Source organism: Pseudomonas sp. NPDC087814, from assembly GCF_044742865.1.
Classification (GTDB): Bacteria; Pseudomonadota; Gammaproteobacteria; order Pseudomonadales; family Pseudomonadaceae; genus Aquipseudomonas.
Genome location: NZ_JBIUVK010000008.1, coordinates 92561 through 111821, shown reverse-complemented (window position 1 = coordinate 111821; position 19261 = coordinate 92561). Strand labels below are relative to the sequence as shown.

The following is a 19261-nucleotide window of genomic DNA, read 5'->3' as shown; positions in this document are numbered from 1 at the left end:
ATGTGATGCGCCGCCGCGCCACTTTGCTGCAGCGCATGCACATTGATGGCCCGTTGCTGATCCTGCTGCTGACCCTGGCCGCCGGCAGCCTGTTCGTGTTGTATTCGGCCAGTGGCAAGAACTGGGACTTGCTGATCAAACAGGCGTCGTCGTTTGGCCTGGGCCTGTTGTCGATGGTGGTGATCGCCCAGCTGGAGCCGCGTTTCATGGCGCGCTGGGTGCCGCTGGGGTATGTCGCCGGCGTGTTGCTGCTGGTGGTGGTGGATGTCATGGGCCACAACGCCATGGGCGCGACACGCTGGATCAACATCCCGGGGGTGATTCGCTTCCAGCCGTCGGAATTCATGAAGATTTTGATGCCGGCGACCATCGCCTGGTACCTGTCAAAACGCACACTGCCGCCCCAGCTCAAGCACGTGGGCATCAGCCTGATATTGATCGGCGTGCCGTTTATCCTGATCGTGCGCCAGCCCGACCTCGGCACCTCGCTGCTGATCCTGGCGGGCGGCGCGTTCGTGCTGTTCATGGGGGGGCTGCGCTGGCGCTGGATCCTCAGCGTGCTGGCCGCGGCCGTGCCGGTGGCCGTGGCCATGTGGTTCTTCTTCATGCACGACTACCAGAAGCAGCGAATCCTCACGTTCCTCGACCCGGAGAGCGATCCGCTGGGCACCGGCTGGAACATCATCCAGTCCAAGGCGGCCATCGGTTCCGGCGGCGTATTCGGCAAGGGCTGGCTGCTGGGCACCCAGTCGCACCTGGACTTTTTGCCGGAAAGCCACACCGACTTCATTATCGCGGTGATGGGCGAGGAGTTCGGCCTGGTGGGCATCTGCGCACTGTTGCTGATTTACTTGCTGCTGATCGGGCGCGGCCTCGTGATTACTGCCCAGGCGCAAACCCTGTTTGGCAAATTGCTCGCCGGCAGCCTCACCATGACGTTTTTTGTTTACGTTTTCGTCAACATCGGTATGGTCAGTGGCCTGTTGCCGGTGGTTGGGGTGCCGTTGCCGTTCATTAGCTACGGCGGAACTTCGCTGGTGACATTGCTGTCAGCGTTTGGGGTTTTGATGTCGATCCATACCCATCGTAAGTGGATCGCACAGGTTTGAATAAGGTGAAGATGTCAATGCAAGTAATGCGCGGCTGGGCTGCCCGGCACGTGTCCTGGATGGGCCTGTTGGGCCTGCTGGGAGCCGCTGTGCAGGAAGCGCAGGCCGGCGACTACGACGGTTCGCCCCAGGTCGCCGAGTTTGTCGGTGAGATGACCCGTGACTATGGTTTCGCCGGTGAACAGCTGATGGGCGTGTTCCGCGAGGCCCAGCGCAAGCAGGCGATCCTCGACGCCATCTCCCGGCCCGCCGAGCGCGTGAAGCAGTGGAAGGAATATCGCCCGATGTTCCTGACCGACGCCCGCGTGGCGCGGGGCGTGGACTTCTGGCGCCAGCACGAAGCGGTGCTGGCCCGCGCCGAGCAGGAATACGGCGTACCGGCCCAGGTGATCGTGGCAATCATCGGCATCGAAACCTTCTACGGCCGCAACACCGGCAGCTACCGGGTGATCGACGCCTTGTCGACCCTGGGCTTTGACTACCCGCCACGCGCCGAATTCTTCCGCAAAGAGCTGCGCGAGTTCCTGTTGTTGGCCCGTGAAGAACAGGTCGACCCGTTGACCCTCAAGGGCTCCTACGCCGGGGCCATGGGCTTGCCGCAGTTCATGCCGAGCAGCTTTCGCGCCTACGCCGTGGATTTTGACGGCGACGGCCATATCAATATCTGGAGCAACCCCGATGACGCCATTGGCAGCGTCGCCAGCTACTTCAAGCGCCACGGCTGGGTAGCCGGCGAGCCGGTGGTGATTCGAGCCGATGTGACCGGTGAGCGCGCCGATGAAGGCCTGACCCAGGGTATCGAGCCGGTCAAGACGGTCGGGGAGTTGCGGGCGCTGGGCTGGTCGAGTCAGAATGCGCCACGCGATGATATGCCGGTGACGGCGTTCCGCCTCGAAGGCGAAAATGGCCCCGAATACTGGATGGGCCTGAAGAATTTCTACGCAATCACGCGTTATAACCGCAGCGTGATGTACGCCATGGCCGTGCATCAACTGTCAGACATGCTGGTCCAAGCACGGGGCGTCAAGTAATGCCGGTATCACCGATGTACAAACCCCTGAAGCTGTTGGCGTACGCCGCATTGTCGTTATTGGTGGTCAGTTGCTCCACCAGTCGTGCACCGGTGCAAAAAACCGCTGGCACGGCGATCCGCTCCCAGCCGGGGCTGGATATCAACCGGGCCCACAAAGACGGCGCGCCGTGGTGGGATGTGGATGTTTCGAAGATCCCGGATGCCACGCCGACCCTGCACACCGGCCCTTACAAGGCCAATCCCTATACCGTGCTGGGCAAAAACTACTTCCCGCTGCAAGACTCCAAGACCTACGTGCAATCAGGTACGGCGTCCTGGTACGGGACCAAGTTCCACGGCCAGAACACCGCCAACGGCGAAGTCTATGACCTGTACGGCATGAGCGCGGCGCACAAGACCCTGCCGCTGCCCAGCTATGTACGCGTGACCAACCTGGACAACAACCGCTCGGTAATCCTGCGGGTCAATGACCGTGGGCCGTTCTATTCGGACCGGATCATCGACTTGTCCTACGCCGCCGCCAAGAAACTCGGGTATGCCGAAATCGGCACCGCCCGGGTGAAGGTCGAAGGTATCGACCCGGCCCAGTACTGGGCCCAGCGTGGCAAGCCGGCGCCGTTGATGCTCAACGAACCGCAAACCCCGCAACCGCAAGTCACGGCCTCGGCCGGCAAGATCGAACAGTGGACCCCGCCGCCGGCGCAGCACGCCCCGGACACGGTGGTCATTCCGCATGCAGCACCGGGAGCCTCTACCGTGGGCGGCCAGTACCTGCAAGTCGGCGCTTTCGCCAACCCGGACGCGGCAGAGCTGCTAAGGTCCAAGCTCAGCGGGATGGTCAGCGCGCCAGTCTTTATCAGCTCTATTGTGCGTAACCAGCAGACCCTGCACCGTGTGCGCATGGGGCCGATCGGCTCGCCGAGTGAAGTTGCGCAAGTGCAGAACAGCGTGCGCCTGGCCAACCTGGGGCAACCCAGCGTGGTCACCGCCGAGTAAGCAGTACAAAGGATTGATGGTTCAGGCTCGCATGCGGGTTTGAGCCCTGGTTGTTGGCTCGTTGAACAATAAAAACCCAGGGGCAAGGGGTGGGCATGCAACCGAACACGCGACAGTCTGGCGACGGGCTGTCTGAATAGTTTTGCCCGCGAGGGCAAGTTTCCATAAGCAATTTCGAGAGACGGATGAACATCACCACCTTAGCCAAACGCACGTGCCTGCTTCTTTCGCTGATCATCACCCCGGCCGCCTGGGCGGTTGAAATGGTGCCAGCTTCCCCGCAACTGGCTGCCAAGGCCTGGGTCCTGATGGACGCCGCCAGCGGCAACGTGCTGGTGGAGAACAACGGTGACCAGCGCCTGCCCCCAGCCAGCCTGACCAAGCTGATGACCGCCTACATCGCGACCCTGGAAATCCGTCGCGGCCAGATCGGCGAAAACGATCCGGTGACCGTCAGCGAAAACGCCTGGCGCACCGGCGGTTCGCGGATGTTCATCAAGGTCGGCTCGCAAGTGACCGTCAGCGACCTGCTGCACGGCATCATCATCCAGTCGGGTAACGACGCCAGCGTAGCCCTGTCCGAGCACATCGCCGGCAGCGAAGATGCGTTCGCCGACATGATGAACAAAACCGTGGCCGACCTGGGCATGACCAACAGCCACTTCATGAACCCGACCGGCCTGCCGAACCCTGAGCACTACTCGTCGGCTCACGACATGGCGATCCTGGCTCGCGCGATCATTCGTGTCGACCCGGTGCACTACGCGATCTACTCCCAGAAAGAGTTCTTCTGGAACAACATCAAGCAGCCTAACCGCAACCTGTTGCTGTGGCGTGACAAGACTGTCGATGGTCTGAAAACCGGCCACACCGAAGAAGCCGGCTACTGCATGGTGTCGTCCGCTGTCCGTGACGGCCAGCGCCTGATTGCCGTGGTATTCGGTACCAACAGCGAGCAGGCCCGTGCGGCCGAGACGCAAAAGCTGCTGACCTATGGCTTCCGTTTCTTCGAAACCCAGACCTTCTACCAGAAAGGCACCGAGCTGGCTCAAGCCCCTGTATGGAAAGGCGCGACCCATCAAGTCAAGGCCGGCCTGGCTGAAGACCTGACCCTGACCATGCCTAAAGGCCAGCTCAAGAAGCTGGTGGCCAGCATGACCATGAACCCGCAACTGGTCGCACCGATCGCCAAGGGCGATGTGATTGGTAAAGTCGAAGTGAAGCTGGACGACAAGGTGGTGCACAGCGCCGATCTGATCGCTCTGGACGCCGTCGACGAAGGTGGTATCTTCCGACGCGTGTGGGATAGCATCCGTCTATTCTTCTACAGCTTGTTCAACTGATAGTGTGCACCTGCATGACCCCGCGCTGATCCGGCGCGGGGTTATGCCCGTCGCCACGGCTTACGCTTACGAGGCCGTTACGCCATGACCGATATCGAAGTAAAGGCGCCAAAGATCGAATTCCCAAACGTGGACTATCCCGTCAAGGTGATCAGCGATACGGGCGTGGGCAACAAGGACAAGATCATCGAGATCGTCAAGAAACACGCAACGATCAACCATGACCGTGTGGATGAGCGTCAAAGCACCAACGGCAAGTACACCACTATTCAGTTGCACATCGTGGCGACTGATCAGGACCAGCTCTACAACATCAACAGCGAACTGCGGGCTACCGGCTTCGTGCACATGGTGTTGTGATGTCACAGACCCTGGGCTTTCGCGAGCTCGGCCAAATGGCTTACGAACCGGTGTGGCACGCCATGCAGCGGTTCACCAACGAGCGCGGCACCGAAGCCCCGGATGAAATCTGGCTGGTGGAGCACCCGCCGGTTTTCACCCAGGGCCAGGCCGGCAAGGCCGAGCATTTGCTGCTGCCGGGAGAAATCCCGGTGGTGCAGGTCGACCGCGGCGGGCAGGTGACTTACCATGGCCCAGGTCAATTGGTGGCTTATCTGTTGCTGGACGTGCGCAGGCTGGGTTTTGGCGTACGTGAGCTGGTCAGTCGCATGGAGTCATGCCTGATCGAGCTGCTGGCCAGCTACGGTGTGACCGCCGCGGCCAAGCCGGATGCACCGGGGGTTTATGTTGATGGCGCGAAAATCGCCTCCCTGGGCTTGCGGATTCGCCACGGTTGTTCCTTTCATGGCCTGGCCTTGAATGTGGACATGGACCTGGCGCCGTTTCGACGGATCAATCCCTGCGGCTACGCCGGTTTGGCGATGACCCAGTTGAGCGATCACGCAACACCACTAGAATTTGCCGAGGTAAGTGCCCGGCTGCGCGCGCAGCTCGTCAAACACCTCGACTATGCTGAGCAGACGACCCTAACGGGCGGAATCGACTGATTATGACTACTGATGCAGTGCAAACCATGATCCCGACGCTGGATGTTACCGAGCGTCCGGCCCCGCGTGCCAAGGTAGAAGCCGGCGTCAAGCTGCGCGGCGCCGAGAAGGTTGCACGCATCCCGGTGAAGATCATTCCGACCACCGAACTGCCGAAAAAGCCTGACTGGATTCGCGTGCGTATCCCGGTTTCGCCGGAAGTCGACCGCATCAAGGCCCTGCTGCGCAAACACAAGCTGCACAGCGTGTGCGAAGAGGCGTCCTGCCCGAACCTGGGCGAGTGCTTCTCCGGTGGCACCGCGACCTTCATGATCATGGGTGACATCTGCACCCGTCGTTGCCCGTTCTGCGACGTTGGCCACGGCCGGCCGAAGCCACTGGACGTCAACGAGCCGGAAAGCCTGGCCATCGCCATCGCCGACCTGAAACTCAAGTATGTCGTGATTACCTCGGTAGACCGCGACGACCTGCGTGACGGCGGTGCCCAGCACTTTGCCGACTGTATCCGCGAGATCCGCAAGCTGTCGCCGAACGTGATGCTCGAGACCCTGGTGCCGGACTACCGTGGCCGTATGGACGTGGCGCTGGAAATCACTGCCGCCGAGCCGCCGGATGTGTTCAACCACAACCTGGAAACCGTGCCGCGCCTGTACAAGGCTGCGCGTCCGGGTTCGGACTACCAGTGGTCGCTGACCCTGCTGCAGAAATTCAAGCAGATGATGCCGCACATTCCGACCAAATCCGGCCTGATGCTGGGCCTGGGCGAAACCGACGAAGAAGTCATCGAAGTCATGAAGCGCATGCGCGAACACGACATCGACATGCTGACCCTCGGCCAGTACCTGCAGCCGTCCCGCAGCCACTTGCCGGTACAGCGTTTCGTGCACCCGGATGTGTTCGCCTGGTTTGCCGAAGAAGGCTACAAGATGGGCTTCAAGAACGTCGCTTCCGGCCCGCTGGTACGTTCCTCGTACCACGCCGACGAGCAGGCGAAACTGGTCAAGGCCAGCCTGGTGTCCTGATACGCGGAACGCCGGACACTGCAGGACCCATGTGGGAGCCGGCTTGAGTGGGAGCGGGCCCGCTCCCACATTTGCTACTGACTCTTCCTCTTCTGTTTGCAACCATTGCTGTTTAGAGTGCCTTGGGCAATCCACACGAGGAGAACCATGGATGACGACTCAATTGACCACTTGTGCGGTACCTGCGCTGCGCGCCGAAGGCGTGATCGGGCTGATTGCCCCTGCCGGGCCGGCCGAGCTGGATATCGACACGGCCACGCAATGGATGCGCGCCCGGGGCTACACACTGCGGATCTTTCCGGGCGTGAGCCAGCGTGATGGCTATCTGGCCGGCAGTGATGAGGTACGCCTTGATGACCTGCACGCGGCGTTCGCCGATTCGACCATCGACGCGATTTTCTGCCTGCGCGGCGGCTACGGCACGCCACGCCTGCTGGACCGCCTGGACTTTGACCTGCTCCGGGCCAACCCCAAGCCATTCGTAGGCTACAGCGATATCACCGCCCTGCACCTGGCGATCAACCGGTATGCCGGTTTCGTCACCTTCCATGGTCCGATGTTCAACGCTGACCTGTTAGGTGAAAAGCAACAGCCTACCGAGTCGTCGCTGTTCAGCATGCTGCGTGGGCAAGTGAAAGCCGGGAGCCAGCTGACTCACCCGGTGGCTTACCCTTTGACCACCGTCGAGCCAGGCATCGCCAGCGGGCGGCTGCTGGGCGGCAATCTATCGATGATCGCAGCAGTGATGGGCACGGCTTACGAGATTGACGCCGAGGGCATCATTCTGTTTATCGAAGATGTGAACGAGCCGTTGTACCGCATTGACCGGTTGCTCACCCATTTGCGCCTGGCGGGCAAGCTGGCCCAGGTGGCGGGCGTGGTGGTGGGGGATGTGGCTGGGGTTGATAGCCTTGCGCTTGAGCGCTTGCTGAAGCAGACCTTCGGGCCGTTGTGCATTCCTGTGCTGTCCGGCTGGCGCAGCGGGCACTGCAACCCGAACCTGACCTTGCCGTTGGGCGCCAGGGTGCGGTTGGATGCGGGGGAGAGGCGGTTGGTGTTGGAGCAGGATGTGGTGTTTAAGGCCTGAACTTTGTAGCGCCGATAAAGGCCTCTTCGCGAGCAAGCCCGCTCCCACATTTCGATCGCGTTCCTTCAGGAAGTGCACGGTCAAAATGTGGGAGCGGGCTTGCTCGCGAATGCGGTAGCAGCCATACGCCGATCTATCGGCTTTGCAGCGACTCCAGCAACTTCACCGTCGGATACCCATCCGCCGGCCAGCCCAGAGACTGCTGCGCGGCACGAATCGCCTTGCGGGTATTCGCACCGATGATCCCGTCCGGGTTGCCCGCGTCGTAACCATTGGCACTGAGCACCGCCTGCAAGTCAATTCGCTGCGAGCGAGTCAACGGCAGTTCATCTTTCGGCCAGCTCCCACGAATCAAGCCACCGCCCCCGAAGCGTTCCGACAACAAGCCAACTGCCAACGCGTAGGACGACGAGTTGTTGTACTTGAGGATCGCGCGGAAGTTATCCAGCACCAGGAACGCCGGGCCACGATAGCCGGCCGGCAGCAACAGGGCGGCGGAAAGCTGGTCGACGTTGGCCGGGACACTGGCGCCCGGCGGCACCTGGATTCCCAGTTTCAGCCACTCGCCAACGGTCTTGCGTACGCTGCCATCGGCCAGGGCGTAATCAAAATTCAACGGCAGTTGCTGCACCTCGAAGCCCCAGGGCTGGCCTTTCTGCCAGCCGGAGCTTTGCAGGTAGTGCGCGGTGGAGGCGAGGGCGTCGGCCGGGCTGTTCCAGATATCGCGGCGGCCGTCACCGTCGAAGTCTACGGCGTGGGTGTTATAGGTGGTCGGGATGAACTGGGTCTGGCCCATGGCCCCGGCCCAGGAGCCTTTCATCTGGTCGGCGGCGATATCGCCATGCTGGATGATTTGCAGCGCCGCCAGCAGCTGCGCCTGGGCGAAGGCCGGGCGACGGCCTTCATAGGCCAGGGTCGCCAGTGAGCGGATCACCGAGTTGTTGCCCTGGAACTGGCCGAAGTTACTCTCCATGCCCCACACCGAGACCAGCGCCTGGCGGTCGACGCCGTAACGGTCCTCAATGCGTTGCAGAATGTCGGCATACTTCACCAGCAGCGACTGGCCATTGCGCACCCGCAGCGGCGACAGCGCGCCATCGAGGTATTCCCATACCGGCCGGGAGAACTCCGGCTGGCTGCGGTCGGCGCGGATCACCGCCATGTCGGGTACGACATTGGCAAAGGCCGTGTCGAAAACCTGCGGCGTGATACCGGCCTTCAAGGCTTCCACGCGAAACCCCGCCTGCCATTCGGCAAAGGTCTGGGTCGGCTGGATATCAAGATTGTCTGCCACCAGTGGCGCAACGACGGCAGGCGCAGCTACCGGTGCAGTCTGGAGCGGGGGCAGGGGTTGGGCATCGGCAGCGGTGGGTTTTTCCGCGCAGGCGACTAACAGAATGAGGCTGGAGGCAGCGATCAGTTGGCGAAGGTGCCAACGACGGGAAAGACTAGAGGGCATGCACAGGTCCAGGGAATACGAATCAGGTACAGACCTTATCATGCCGGAGGGGCGCTTGCCTTCAGGCAGCCAGAAAGTAAGAAGCCTCCCAGCTATTAGACTGGAAGGCTTCGCGGCGGTAGCTGCCTTTGCCTTTGCCGGCTCGTTCCTGGCGACTGCGGAACAACGGCTGGGCGATGATGGATTTGGCCTTGTTGGGGCCATGTTTGGATGGCTTTTTGCTCATGATGGGTACTCTCTGGCGGGTTGATGGTGCGGTGCGAATCATCTGCCGAAGTTTGGATTCTGTCCAGCCCAGCGATACGTAGGACTATTCAGCAGGCAGCGCCAAGCGCTGTCCTGACATCAAAAGTGACAAACGACTCAGGCTCATCCACGGCGATCCAGCCGCCTGCCCCTTGATCTGCGCGTCAATGCGTTGGGCTTCCATCAGCAATTGCGCCCAGCGTTGCGCCGAGTGCCGTTGCAGGGCTTTGCTGATCAGTGGTTTGCGCTTGTCCCATACCGGTGGCCGCGCCTGGCTGAAGGCCTTGTCCAGTGGGATGCCCTGGCTGTACTGCAGGGCAATATTGGCCAGCAGCCGTAATTCTCGCGCCAGGGCCCAGAGAATCACCGGCGGCTCGACGCCTTCGCCGCGCAGCCCTTCGAGCATGCGCAGGGCGTGGGCGGGTTCGCCATTGAGGATCGCATCCACCAGGCCAAATACGTCAAAGCGCGCGCTGTCCGCCACGGCGCCTTGTACGGTTTCGACGGTGATCTGGCCACCCTCGGCCATCAGCTTGAGCTTTTCGATTTCCTGGGCGGCGGCCAACAGGTTGCCTTCCACCCGCGCCGCGATCAGCTCCACCGCATCCTGGCTGGCACTCAGCCCGGATTGCGACAGGCGCTGACGAATCCACTGCGGCAGTTGGCTGCTGTCCACCGGCCAGATCTGTATGAACTGAGTCTGGCCACCTTCCACCAGCGCCTTGCCCCACTTGGTTTTCTGCGCACTGCCATCGAGCTTGGGCAGGCTGATCAGCAGCAGCGTGTCTTCGGCAGGGCGTGCGCAGTATTCCATCAAAGCCGCCGCGCCTCTGTCGCCGGGCTTGCCCGAAGGCAGGCGCAGTTCCAGCAGGCGTTTTTCGGCGAACAGCGACATGCTCGCCCCGGCTTGCAGCAGCGTACCCCAGTCGAAACTGGCGTCGGCGCTGAATACCTGGCGTTCATCGAAGCCCTGTTGGCGGGCTGCGGTGCGAATTGCGTCCGCAGCCTCCTGGCACAGCAGCGGGTCATCACCGCTGACGATGTAGACGGGCGCAAGGCTGCCTTGCAGGTGCTTGGCGAGTTGGGCGGGGGCGAGTTTCATAGGCAGGGCGAACGGGGCGCCTGGGGCGCCCCGTCTGGCTTACTCGACAGGAACTTCGACAGGCGACTGTTTAGGTTGGCTGTCTTCATACTCTTGCGCCGCTTTCAGCGCATCGGCATCTGCCTTGGCCTTGGCATCCGCGGTTTGCTGCAGCTTATCCAGTTGCTCCGGCGTGATCAGTTGCAGGCGCAGGACCATGCGCTGCACCAGTTCACGACGCATTTCCTTGCGCACCTGGATGGTTTCGGAGTCCGAACCCACCAGGTTGTTGCCGTCGTGGCTCACGACTTTCTGTATCTGGATCTTGTCGCCCATCAGCGGCAGGTGGTCATGGCCCTGGATTTCGAAGAAGAGCGTGGTGCTCAGCTCAATGTCCGAAGCACGCCCGGCACTGGCATAGCTGAGGTTGCGCTGCTCTTCTTTCTCATCCAGCAGGTTCAGCTTGTAAGCCGCGCCTGAATAGACTTTGACGCCACTGTTTTCCAGGACCTGGCGCAGCTGTTGCACGGTCTCGCCGTAGGAGTTGCGGGCGGTGACGTCCAGTTCCTTGATCGCCAGTTCGGTGGTGCCGGTGCCGCGCAGCTGGAAGCCGCAAGCGCTCAGCAGCACGGCAAGGCCCATAACCAGCAGATTGCGTTTGATCATTTTGATGCTCCCCTTGAAACCATGTGGGCCTTATCGAGGCCCTGGAGGTTTTGTTCGGCGCCAGGGTTATTCCCTCGGCGCCCGATCCGATTAGCTAGCGACGATATTGACCAGTTTGCCGGGCACCACGATCACTTTGCGGATCGTCAGGCCTTCGGTGAAGCGCAGCACGTTCTCATTGATACGGGCGGCGGCTTCGACGTCTTCACGGCTGGCGCTGGCCGGCATGTCGATCTGGCCACGCAGCTTGCCGTTGACCTGAATCACCAGTTGCAGCGTGTCCTGTACCAGGGCGCTGTCATCCTGTACCGGCCAGCCGGCATCGATGACGGCACCGCTGTGGCCCAACTGGTTCCACAGTTCGTGGCTGATGTGTGGCGTGATCGGCGCCAGCAGCAGGGTGACCGTTTCCAGGCCTTCCTGTACCAGTGCGCGGTCCTGTTCGGTAGCCTGCGGCGCTTTCTCCAGCACGTTCATCAGCGTCATCACCTGGGCGATGGCGGTGTTGAATTTGTGGTGCTGGCCCACGTCCTGGCTGGCGTGCTTGATGGCCAGGTGGGTGCTGCGGCGAATGACTTTTTGCTCATCGCTCAGGGTCGCCACGTCCAGCTTGCCCGGCAAGCCTTGGCTGACATGGGCGTGCGCCAGGCGCCAGACGCGCTTGAGGAAGCGATGCGAACCTTCGACGCCGGAGTCCGACCATTCCGCGCTCATGTCAGGCGGCGAGGCGAACATCATGAACAGGCGGCAGGTGTCCGCGCCGAACTGGTCGATCATCGACTGTGGGTCGACGCCGTTGTTCTTCGACTTGGCCATCTTCTCGGTGCCGCCGATTTCCACCGGCAGGCCGTCGGATTTCAGCTTGGCGCTGATCACCTTGGCCTTGCTGTCACGCTCCAGCTCGACATCTGCCGGGTTGAACCAGGTGTAGGCGCCATTGGCTTCGCGGCGGTAATAAGTCTCGGCAATCACCATGCCCTGGGTCAGCAGGTTCTTGAACGGCTCGTCGGAACTCACCAGGCCTTCATCACGCATCAGCTTGTGGAAGAAGCGCGCGTACAGCAGGTGAAGGATGGCGTGTTCGATACCGCCGATGTACTGGTCTACCGGCAGCCAGTGGTCGGCCGCGGATTTTTCCACCAGGCCGCCTTCATAGTGCGGCGAGGCGTAGCGGGCGTAGTACCACGAAGACTCCACGAAGGTGTCCATGGTGTCGGTTTCGCGTTTGGCCGGGGCACCGCAGTTCGGGCAGGTGCACTCGTAGAATTCGGGCATGCGCGCCAATGGCGAGCCAGCACCGTCCGGCACCACGTCTTCGGGCAATACGACCGGCAGTTGGTCTTCCGGTACCGGCACGTCACCGCAGGTTTCGCAGTGGATGATCGGGATCGGGCAGCCCCAGTAGCGCTGGCGGCTGATGCCCCAGTCACGCAGGCGGAACTGGGTGCGCGAGGCACCGAGGTTTTTCTTGATCAGCGCGACTTCGATGGCGTCGAAGGCGCCTTCGAAATCCAGGCCGTCGAACTCGCCGGAATTGATCAGTGTGCCGTGTTCGTTGTACGCGTCCTGCCACGGAGCCGGGTTGGTGTCGCCCGAACTGGTGCGCACCACGGACTTGATCGGCAGGTTGTATTTGACGGCGAATTCGAAATCGCGCTCGTCGTGGGCCGGCACAGCCATTACTGCGCCATCACCGTAGTGCATCAGCACGTAGTTGGCGACCCACACCGGCAGCTTCTCGCCGGTCAATGGGTGCTCGACGAACAACGAGGTCGGCAGGCCTTTTTTCTCCTGGGTGGCGACGTCGGCTTCGGCGACGCTGCCGCCCTTGCATTCGGCGATGAACGCCTGCAGCTCAGGGTTGTTCTGTGCGGCCTGGGTGGCCAGCGGGTGTTCGGCGGCCACGGCGACGTAGGTCGCGCCCATCAGGGTGTCCGGACGGGTGGTGAAGACTTTCAGTACACCTTCTGCGCCGATGGAGTCGACGTTGTAGGGGAACTGCACTTCCATGCCACGGGACTTGCCGATCCAGTTGCGTTGCATGGTCTTGACCTGCTCGGGCCAGCCCGGCAAATCGTCGAGGCTTGACAGGAGTTCATCCGCGTAGGCGGTGATCTTGAAGTAGTACATCGGGATTTCGCGCTTTTCGATCAGCGCGCCGGAACGCCAGCCGCGGCCGTCGATCACTTGTTCGTTGGCCAGTACGGTCTGGTCCACCGGGTCCCAGTTCACGGTGCCGCTCTTCTTGTAGATCACGCCTTTTTCGAACAGGCGAGTGAACAGCCATTGTTCCCAGCGGTAGTAATCAGGCTTGCAGGTGGTCACCTCGCGGGACCAGTCCACCGCCAGGCCCAGGCTGCGCAGCTGGGTCTTCATGTAGGCGATGTTTTCGTAGGTCCACTTGGCGGGCGCTACGTTGTTCTTCATCGCGGCGTTTTCCGCCGGCATGCCGAAGGCGTCCCAACCCATGGGTTGCAGGACGTTCTTGCCCAGCATGCGCTGGTAGCGGGAGATGACGTCGCCGATGGTGTAGTTGCGCACATGCCCCATGTGTAGCTTGCCGCTGGGGTAAGGGAACATCGATAGGCAATAGAAAGTCTCCTTGCCTGGCTGTTCACTGACTTCAAAGGACTTTTGCTCATCCCAGAACGACTGGGCGGCATTTTCTATTTCACGGGGCTGATATTGTTCGTGCATGGCTACTTTTGAACTGAATAGGGGTGGCCTAATCCTCTTCGGTGCAACGTTCAGGTTGATCGACACCAAAAAGCGGCGCGTCCGTGCCCAAACCCTGCGGGAAGTGGAGTTACAGGAAGCGCCGTAGCATACATGACCCCACTCTATCGAGGGAAACCCTGATTGCGCCGCCGAGGCCGTTGGTCGCGGCGCCAGGCAGGCAGGGCAAGCAGGACTACGCTGTTTAGTGGGGAGTGAGTCTTATCTTCAATGAGGTGAGGGATGGTTGATTCGCAGCGAACTTTAACGAAACCGCAGGTGTACGAAGGACTGATCGACCGTTTGGGTCGAGCACTGGATGCAGCAAAAACCGCAGGCCGATTGTGTGATGAACGGCCTCTGGAGTTGGAACTGCGTGGCTTGAGCCAGGCAGAGCTGGACGTGATCAGGGTGTATCTGGAGTTGAATGAGCATCGCGCGTCCCATGGCATGGCCTCCCCGCCAGCCCAGGAGTTTTCGCGATCGGCCAAGGTGGTATGGCTCAAGGATTTTTCGGCCGGTCGCAGCCCGGAAAAACTCCGGTCCGTGCGTTTCAAGTGAAGTACCGCGTTAGTGATCTGTAGCCTTCTCAGCGTCTGTTCCTGTAAAGATTGTCGCTTAACCCCGTTACACCTTAGGCTTCGGGCATCTTTGGAGATGCCCGATGCCTATTCGCTATTTCATTAAACAATTGTTGTTGCCGCCCGGCATCCTGTTGCTGTTGCTGGCCCTTGCCTGGTGGTTTCGTCGCAGCCGACCGCGGCTGGCGGCCGTGTGCTTTGCCCTGGGGTTTGGCGGGATGTGGCTGATGAGCCTGCCGGTGGCGGTTCAATGGGGCGCAAAGGCCCTGGAGACCGAGCCGCCTCTGGCCCGTGATGAATGGGCGACCCTGGCGCAGCGGGCTGATGCCATCGTGGTGTTGGGCTCGGGGCGTGAGCGCGGGGATCCGGCGTGGGGCTCCGATCAGCCGACGGGTATCGGTCTTGAGCGCCAGCGCTATGCAGCCCGCCTGGCCAAGGCTTCGGGCTTGCCGGTGCTGACCACCGGCGGCTTGCACTACGGCACACCGCCCAGCGAGGCGGAGTTGATGGCGGTATCGATGCAGGATGACTTTGGCGTGAGCGTGCGCTGGAAGGAAGAGCGCAGCCGTACCACGTGGGAAAACGCGCAGATGAGTGCCGAGATTCTGCTGCCGCAGGGGATCAAGCGTGTGGTGGTCGTGACTCAGGCCTGGCATATGCCGCGCTCGCGCTGGAGCTTCGAAAAGGCCGGGTTCACGGTTGTTCCGGCGCCAGTGGGGTTTCTTGGTTTGGACAATGCCCGGCCATTGGGGGGCTGGATGCCGGAGTTCAAGTCGGTATGGCAGAGCGGGCAGTTGCTGAATGAAGCGGTGGGGCAGGTGGGTTACCGGATGTTTTACAGGTAATACCGCAGGTCAAATGTGGGAGCGGGCTTGCTCGCGAATACAGTGTGTCAGTCACTGGTGCTTTAACTGACAGATCGCATTCGCGAGCAAGCCCGCTCCCACATTGTCGTCCGAGTATTTCTTTTAAACCGTTTTGGACATCCGGCCCGCCAACAGCGCCCAGCCAAACAGGCCAAGGCACAGGATGATCAACGGCCAGGAACGCCATTCCAGGTAAGGCGTGAGGTTGTGCATCGGCACGACCTCGCCGTAGAGAATCCCGCGTTCAAACTGCGGGATCTGCACGGTGATCTGCCCGTACGGGTTGATCAGGCCAGTGACGCCGTTGTTGGTGGCGCGGATCATCCAGCGCCCGGCTTCCAGGGCGCGCATCTGGGCCATCTGCAAATGTTGCAGCGGGCCGATGGAGCGGCCGAACCAGGTGTCGTTGCTGATGGTCAGCAACAAATCGCTGCGGGCCGACAGGCCGGCGGCGAACTCCGGGTACACCACTTCATAGCAAATGAACGGCGCAATCTGATAGCCCTTGGCTTGCAGCAAAGCCTGGTCGGACGGCCCGCGGGCGAAGTCCGACATCGGCAGGTCAAAGAACGCGATCAAGCCGCGCAACATGTCCTGCAGCGGCACGTACTCGCCAAACGGCACCAGCTTCTGCTTCAGGTAGGTGCCGTCGCCTTCGCCCACCACCGTGATGCCGTTGAAGAAGCGCTTGTGGTGATGCACTTCCTGGCGGATCGGTACACCGGTGATCAGCGCAGTGTGCCGGTCAGCGGCGAACTTGCCCATCATGCCCAGGTAACCCTCCACGGATTCCTTGAGCACCGGCACGGCGGTTTCCGGCCATACCAGCAGGTCGACAGGCTTGGAGCTGAAGCTCATGTCGCGGTACAGCGCGAGCTGCGCATTGAGCTGCTCCGGGTCCCACTTCATGCTTTGTTCGACGTTGCCCTGGACGGCTGCCACGGTCAGCGGCGCGCCGGCGGGGGTGGTCCATGCATGATGCTTGAGTGCCAGGCCGATGGCCCATGGCGCCACCAACAACAGCAAGCCGGCACCGATGAACAGGTTGCGCTTAGCCGCCAGCAGACGCGGCAGGTTGCAGATCAGTGCGGCGGTCAGCGCCAGGGCAAAGGATATCAGCCACATCCCGCCCAGCGGCGCGAGGCCGGTGAGAGGACCGTCGAGCTGGCTGTAACCGGAATAGAGCCAGGGAAAACCGGTGAGGAACCAGCCGCGAAACGCTTCCTGGCCAACCCACAAGGCCGCGAAGGCCAGGGCATCGGCCAGTGGCGCTTCGTTGCGGCGCAGCCAGCGCGCCCACAGCCAGGCGGGCAGGGCAAAGAACCAGGCAATGGCCGCCGTAAACGCCAGCATCAGCATGCCCGCCAGCAGCACCGAAGCGCCGCCGAAGTGGTGAATGCTGTAGTAGATCCAGCTGGTACCGGCGCCAAACAGGCCGAAACCGAAACACCAGCCGCGCCACAAGGCCTGGCGCGGTGTCAGTTCACGCAATCCCGCATAAAAGAACCCGGCCGCCACCAGCGCAAACGGCCAGAGGTCGAACGGCGCCAGCGCCAGGGTGGTGATGGCGCCGGCCACCACGGCCAGCAAGTTACCGGGCCAGCCGGGTGCAATCATACGGCGCATGTCAGTCCTTAGCGGGCAATAGGTGTCAAACGGATCAAGTGAATACGGCGGCTGTCGGCATTCAGGATGCGGAAGCGATAGGCACCGATTTCCGTGGTCTCGTTACGCTTGGGCAGGTGCCCGAACGCACTCATCACCAGGCCGCCAACCGTGTCGAACTCATCGTCGGAGAATTCGCTGTCGAAGAACTCGTTGAAGTTCTCGATCGGCGTCAGGGCCTTGACCAGGAAGTCACCGCTGGGCAGCGGCTTGATGTAGCTGTCCTCTTCCACATCGTGTTCGTCTTCGATGTCACCGACGATCTGTTCCAGCACGTCTTCGATGGTCACCAAACCCGCTACACCGCCGTACTCGTCAATCACGATGGCCATGTGATTGTGGTTCGCACGAAATTCGCGCAACAGCACATTCAGGCGCTTGGATTCAGGGACGAAGGTGGCAGGACGCAGCAGGTCCTTGATGTTGAAGCTGTCGCCGTTCTCCTTGAGGATCAGCGGCAGCAGGTCCTTGGCCAGAAGGACGCCCATGACGTCGTCATGGCTTTCGCCGATCACCGGGTAGCGCGAGTGCGCCGAATCGATGACGGCCGGGAGGAATTCCCGTGGGGTCTGGGTCGCCTTGATGCTGACCATCTGCGAGCGCGGAACCATGATGTCCCGCACTTGCAAGTCAGCGACCTGGATAGCGCCTTCGACGATGGCCAGCGCTTCGCTGTCCAGCAACTTGTTCTGATGCGCCTCGCGCAGCAGCTCCAGCAGCTCCTGGCGGTTTTTCGGCTCGTGGGCAAAGGCCTGGGTGAGTTTCCCCAGCCATGACTTTTGCCCGTTGCTCGATCGGTCTTCGCTCATAGCGATTACTCTAAATCCTTTATTGTTTCAGTTAGGTGTAGTTGCAATTTCGTCGTCTGCATACGGGTCACGATGACCCAGTTCTGCAAGCAACGTTCGTTCCAGTGCTTCCATTTCTTCGGCTTCGTCATCGTCTATATGGTCGTAACCCAAGAGATGCAAGCAGCCGTGGATGACTAGATGGGCCCAATGGGCCTCAAGTTCCTTGCCCTGTTCCTTTGCTTCACGCTCGACCACTTCGACGCAGATCACCAGGTCGCCCAGCAACGGGATATCCAGCAGCTCATCGGGTACGTCGGCGGGAAACGACAGCACGTTGGTCGCGTAGTCTTTTTGTCGCCAGGTGTGATTCAGTTCACGGCCTTCGGGCTCGTCCACCAGGCGAATGGTCAGCTCCGAGTCGGCGGTGCGCTGGCGCAGGGCCAGGGTGCACCACTGGCGGAACTGTTCTTCGCTGGGGGCGGGCGCTTCGGTGGCCAGCTGCAGGTCAAGCTCAAGCATCGCGGCGAGTGTCCTTGGCCGGTTGGTCGTCGCGGTGTTCGAAGCGCTCGTAGGCTTCGACAATGCGCTGCACCAACGGGTGACGTACCACGTCTTTGGGCATGAAGTGCGTGAAGCTGATCCCCGGCACGTCCTTGAGTACGTCGATCACCTGGGCCAGGCCCGACTTGGTGCCTTTGGGCAGGTCGACCTGGGTGACGTCGCCGGTGATCACGGCGGTGGAGCCGAAACCGATCCGGGTCAGGAACATCTTCATCTGCTCAACGGTGGTGTTCTGGCTTTCGTCGAGAATGATGAAGCTGTTGTTCAGCGTACGGCCACGCATGTAGGCCAGCGGGGCGATCTCGATCACCTGGCGCTCGATCAGCTTGGCCACGTATTCGAAGCCGAGCATCTCGTAGAGCGCGTCGTAGAGCGGGCGCAGGTACGGGTCGATCTTCTGGGCCAGGTCGCCGGGCAAAAAGCCCAGCTTCTCGCCGGCTTCCACCGCCGGACGCACCAGCAGGATGCGTCGCACCTGCTCGCGCTCCAGGGCGTCGACCGCGCAGGCCACGGCCAGGTAGGTCTTGCCGGTACCGGCAGGGCCGATGCCGAAGTTGATGTCGTTGCCCAGGATCTCTTTGACGTAGCGCTGCTGGTTCAAGCCGCGAGGGCGAATCATGCCTTTCTTGGTGCGCAACGCGACGCTGGCTTCGGCTACCGGGTTATTGGCCAGGTCCTCCACGGCGGATTCCTGCAGGTACAGGTGCACCGTTTCCGGCGACAGCTCGCTACCTTTGGTTTCCCGGTAGAGGCGGCGCAGAAGGTTTTCTGCCGAGGTGGTGTGCTGGGGTTCACCAATCAGCTCGAATTGATTGCCGCGGTTGCGGATCTCGATGCTCAGGCGTTGTTCGATCAGGCGCAGGTGCTCGTCGAACTGTCCGCACAGATTGGCGAAACGGCGAGCCTCAAAGGGCTCGAGGAGAAAACGATGTGGTTCTATGGGTGCGTTCAAGGTCGTTTTTAGCCGCCCTGGGGCAATTAAGATGAAATCAAGGATAACGCCAGCAGGCTGCGTGCGAAAGCACTTATATAT

At 61.4% G+C, this 19261-nt stretch carries 19 protein-coding genes; 10 read left to right on the top strand and 9 right to left on the bottom strand.

What is annotated here, in order from left to right; genetic code table 11:
- The first annotated feature begins 5 nt into the window (after positions 1-5).
- The 8 genes from rodA (at position 6) to ACIOMR_RS09425 (ending at position 7597) form a co-directional block, all read left to right on the top strand.
- A complete protein-coding gene (rodA, locus tag ACIOMR_RS09460) occupies positions 6-1109 on the top strand; it encodes a rod shape-determining protein RodA (RefSeq protein WP_050442794.1) in 1104 nt (367 codons plus the stop codon).
- A 17-nt stretch (positions 1110-1126) separates the two neighbouring features.
- Complete coding sequence (mltB, locus tag ACIOMR_RS09455) at positions 1127-2140, top strand: lytic murein transglycosylase B (protein WP_003215435.1); 1014 nt, start codon at positions 1127-1129, stop codon at positions 2138-2140.
- Positions 2140-3138: a septal ring lytic transglycosylase RlpA family protein gene (locus ACIOMR_RS09450; RefSeq protein ID WP_003215436.1), complete on the top strand. Its 999-nt coding sequence runs from the start codon at positions 2140-2142 to the stop codon at positions 3136-3138. Before mltB ends, ACIOMR_RS09450 begins: the two co-directional genes overlap by 1 nt.
- 185 nt (positions 3139-3323) lie before the next feature.
- Positions 3324-4481 (top strand): D-alanyl-D-alanine carboxypeptidase family protein, encoded by a 1158-nt coding sequence (locus tag ACIOMR_RS09445; RefSeq protein ID WP_003215437.1) that lies wholly within the window; start codon positions 3324-3326, stop codon positions 4479-4481.
- Positions 4482-4565: 84 nt separating this feature from the next.
- Positions 4566-4841 carry a DUF493 domain-containing protein gene (locus tag ACIOMR_RS09440; RefSeq protein WP_401193657.1) on the top strand — a complete coding sequence of 92 codons (276 nt, stop codon included), beginning with the start codon at positions 4566-4568 and terminating at the stop codon, positions 4839-4841.
- Entirely contained in the window at positions 4841-5488 is a 648-nt protein-coding gene (gene lipB, locus ACIOMR_RS09435) for a lipoyl(octanoyl) transferase LipB (RefSeq protein ID WP_003215439.1), read from the top strand. Before ACIOMR_RS09440 ends, lipB begins: the two co-directional genes overlap by 1 nt.
- Positions 5489-5490: 2 nt before the next feature.
- The gene (gene lipA, locus ACIOMR_RS09430) at positions 5491-6510 is read left to right on the top strand and encodes a lipoyl synthase (protein ID WP_003215441.1); all 1020 of its coding nucleotides are present in this window, start codon (positions 5491-5493) and stop codon (positions 6508-6510) included.
- A 151-nt stretch (positions 6511-6661) separates the two neighbouring features.
- Positions 6662-7597, top strand: a complete 936-nt coding sequence (locus ACIOMR_RS09425; protein WP_401193653.1) for an LD-carboxypeptidase — start codon at positions 6662-6664, stop codon at positions 7595-7597.
- A 133-nt stretch (positions 7598-7730) separates the two neighbouring features.
- Here ACIOMR_RS09425 and ACIOMR_RS09420 read toward each other — a convergent pair whose 3' ends face one another.
- The 5 genes from ACIOMR_RS09420 to leuS all read right to left on the bottom strand — a co-directional run bounded on the left by ACIOMR_RS09420 (position 7731) and on the right by leuS (position 13746).
- A complete protein-coding gene (locus ACIOMR_RS09420) occupies positions 7731-9056 on the bottom strand; it encodes a lytic murein transglycosylase (RefSeq protein WP_401193651.1) in 1326 nt (441 codons plus the stop codon).
- Between the two features lie 61 nt (positions 9057-9117).
- Positions 9118-9282, bottom strand: a complete 165-nt coding sequence (gene arfA, locus ACIOMR_RS09415) for an alternative ribosome rescue factor ArfA (RefSeq protein WP_003176285.1) — start codon at positions 9280-9282, stop codon at positions 9118-9120.
- A gap of 84 nt (positions 9283-9366) precedes the next feature.
- The gene (holA, locus tag ACIOMR_RS09410; RefSeq protein ID WP_003215444.1) at positions 9367-10404 is read right to left on the bottom strand and encodes a DNA polymerase III subunit delta; all 1038 of its coding nucleotides are present in this window, start codon (positions 10402-10404) and stop codon (positions 9367-9369) included.
- 39 nt (positions 10405-10443) lie between these two features.
- Positions 10444-11049, bottom strand: coding sequence for an LPS assembly lipoprotein LptE (gene lptE / locus ACIOMR_RS09405; RefSeq protein ID WP_177035962.1), 606 nt, complete (start codon positions 11047-11049; stop codon positions 10444-10446).
- A 90-nt stretch (positions 11050-11139) separates the two neighbouring features.
- On the bottom strand, positions 11140-13746 hold the full coding sequence (gene leuS / locus ACIOMR_RS09400; RefSeq protein ID WP_008436573.1) for a leucine--tRNA ligase: 2607 nt from the start codon (positions 13744-13746) through the stop codon (positions 11140-11142).
- Between the two features lie 261 nt (positions 13747-14007).
- Here leuS and ACIOMR_RS09395 point away from each other — a divergent pair, with 261 nt between their 5' ends.
- On the top strand, positions 14008-14325 hold the full coding sequence (locus ACIOMR_RS09395) for a hypothetical protein (protein WP_008436575.1): 318 nt from the start codon (positions 14008-14010) through the stop codon (positions 14323-14325).
- A 103-nt stretch (positions 14326-14428) separates the two neighbouring features.
- A complete protein-coding gene (locus tag ACIOMR_RS09390) occupies positions 14429-15190 on the top strand; it encodes a YdcF family protein (RefSeq protein ID WP_008436576.1) in 762 nt (253 codons plus the stop codon).
- A gap of 123 nt (positions 15191-15313) precedes the next feature.
- On the opposite strand, the gene lnt is transcribed toward ACIOMR_RS09390, so the two are convergent.
- The 4 genes from lnt to ACIOMR_RS09370 are packed head-to-tail and all read right to left on the bottom strand — an operon-like array spanning position 15314 to position 19180.
- Complete coding sequence (lnt, locus tag ACIOMR_RS09385) at positions 15314-16837, bottom strand: apolipoprotein N-acyltransferase (protein WP_003215450.1); 1524 nt, start codon at positions 16835-16837, stop codon at positions 15314-15316.
- Positions 16838-16845: 8 nt separating this feature from the next.
- The gene (locus tag ACIOMR_RS09380) at positions 16846-17685 is read right to left on the bottom strand and encodes an HlyC/CorC family transporter (protein WP_003215451.1); all 840 of its coding nucleotides are present in this window, start codon (positions 17683-17685) and stop codon (positions 16846-16848) included.
- Between the two features lie 27 nt (positions 17686-17712).
- On the bottom strand, positions 17713-18186 hold the full coding sequence (gene ybeY, locus ACIOMR_RS09375; protein WP_003215452.1) for an rRNA maturation RNase YbeY: 474 nt from the start codon (positions 18184-18186) through the stop codon (positions 17713-17715).
- Positions 18179-19180: a PhoH family protein gene (locus ACIOMR_RS09370; protein WP_003215453.1), complete on the bottom strand. Its 1002-nt coding sequence runs from the start codon at positions 19178-19180 to the stop codon at positions 18179-18181. The genes ybeY and ACIOMR_RS09370 overlap by 8 nt, the downstream gene beginning before the upstream one ends.
- Between the last annotated feature and the right edge of the window lie 81 nt (positions 19181-19261).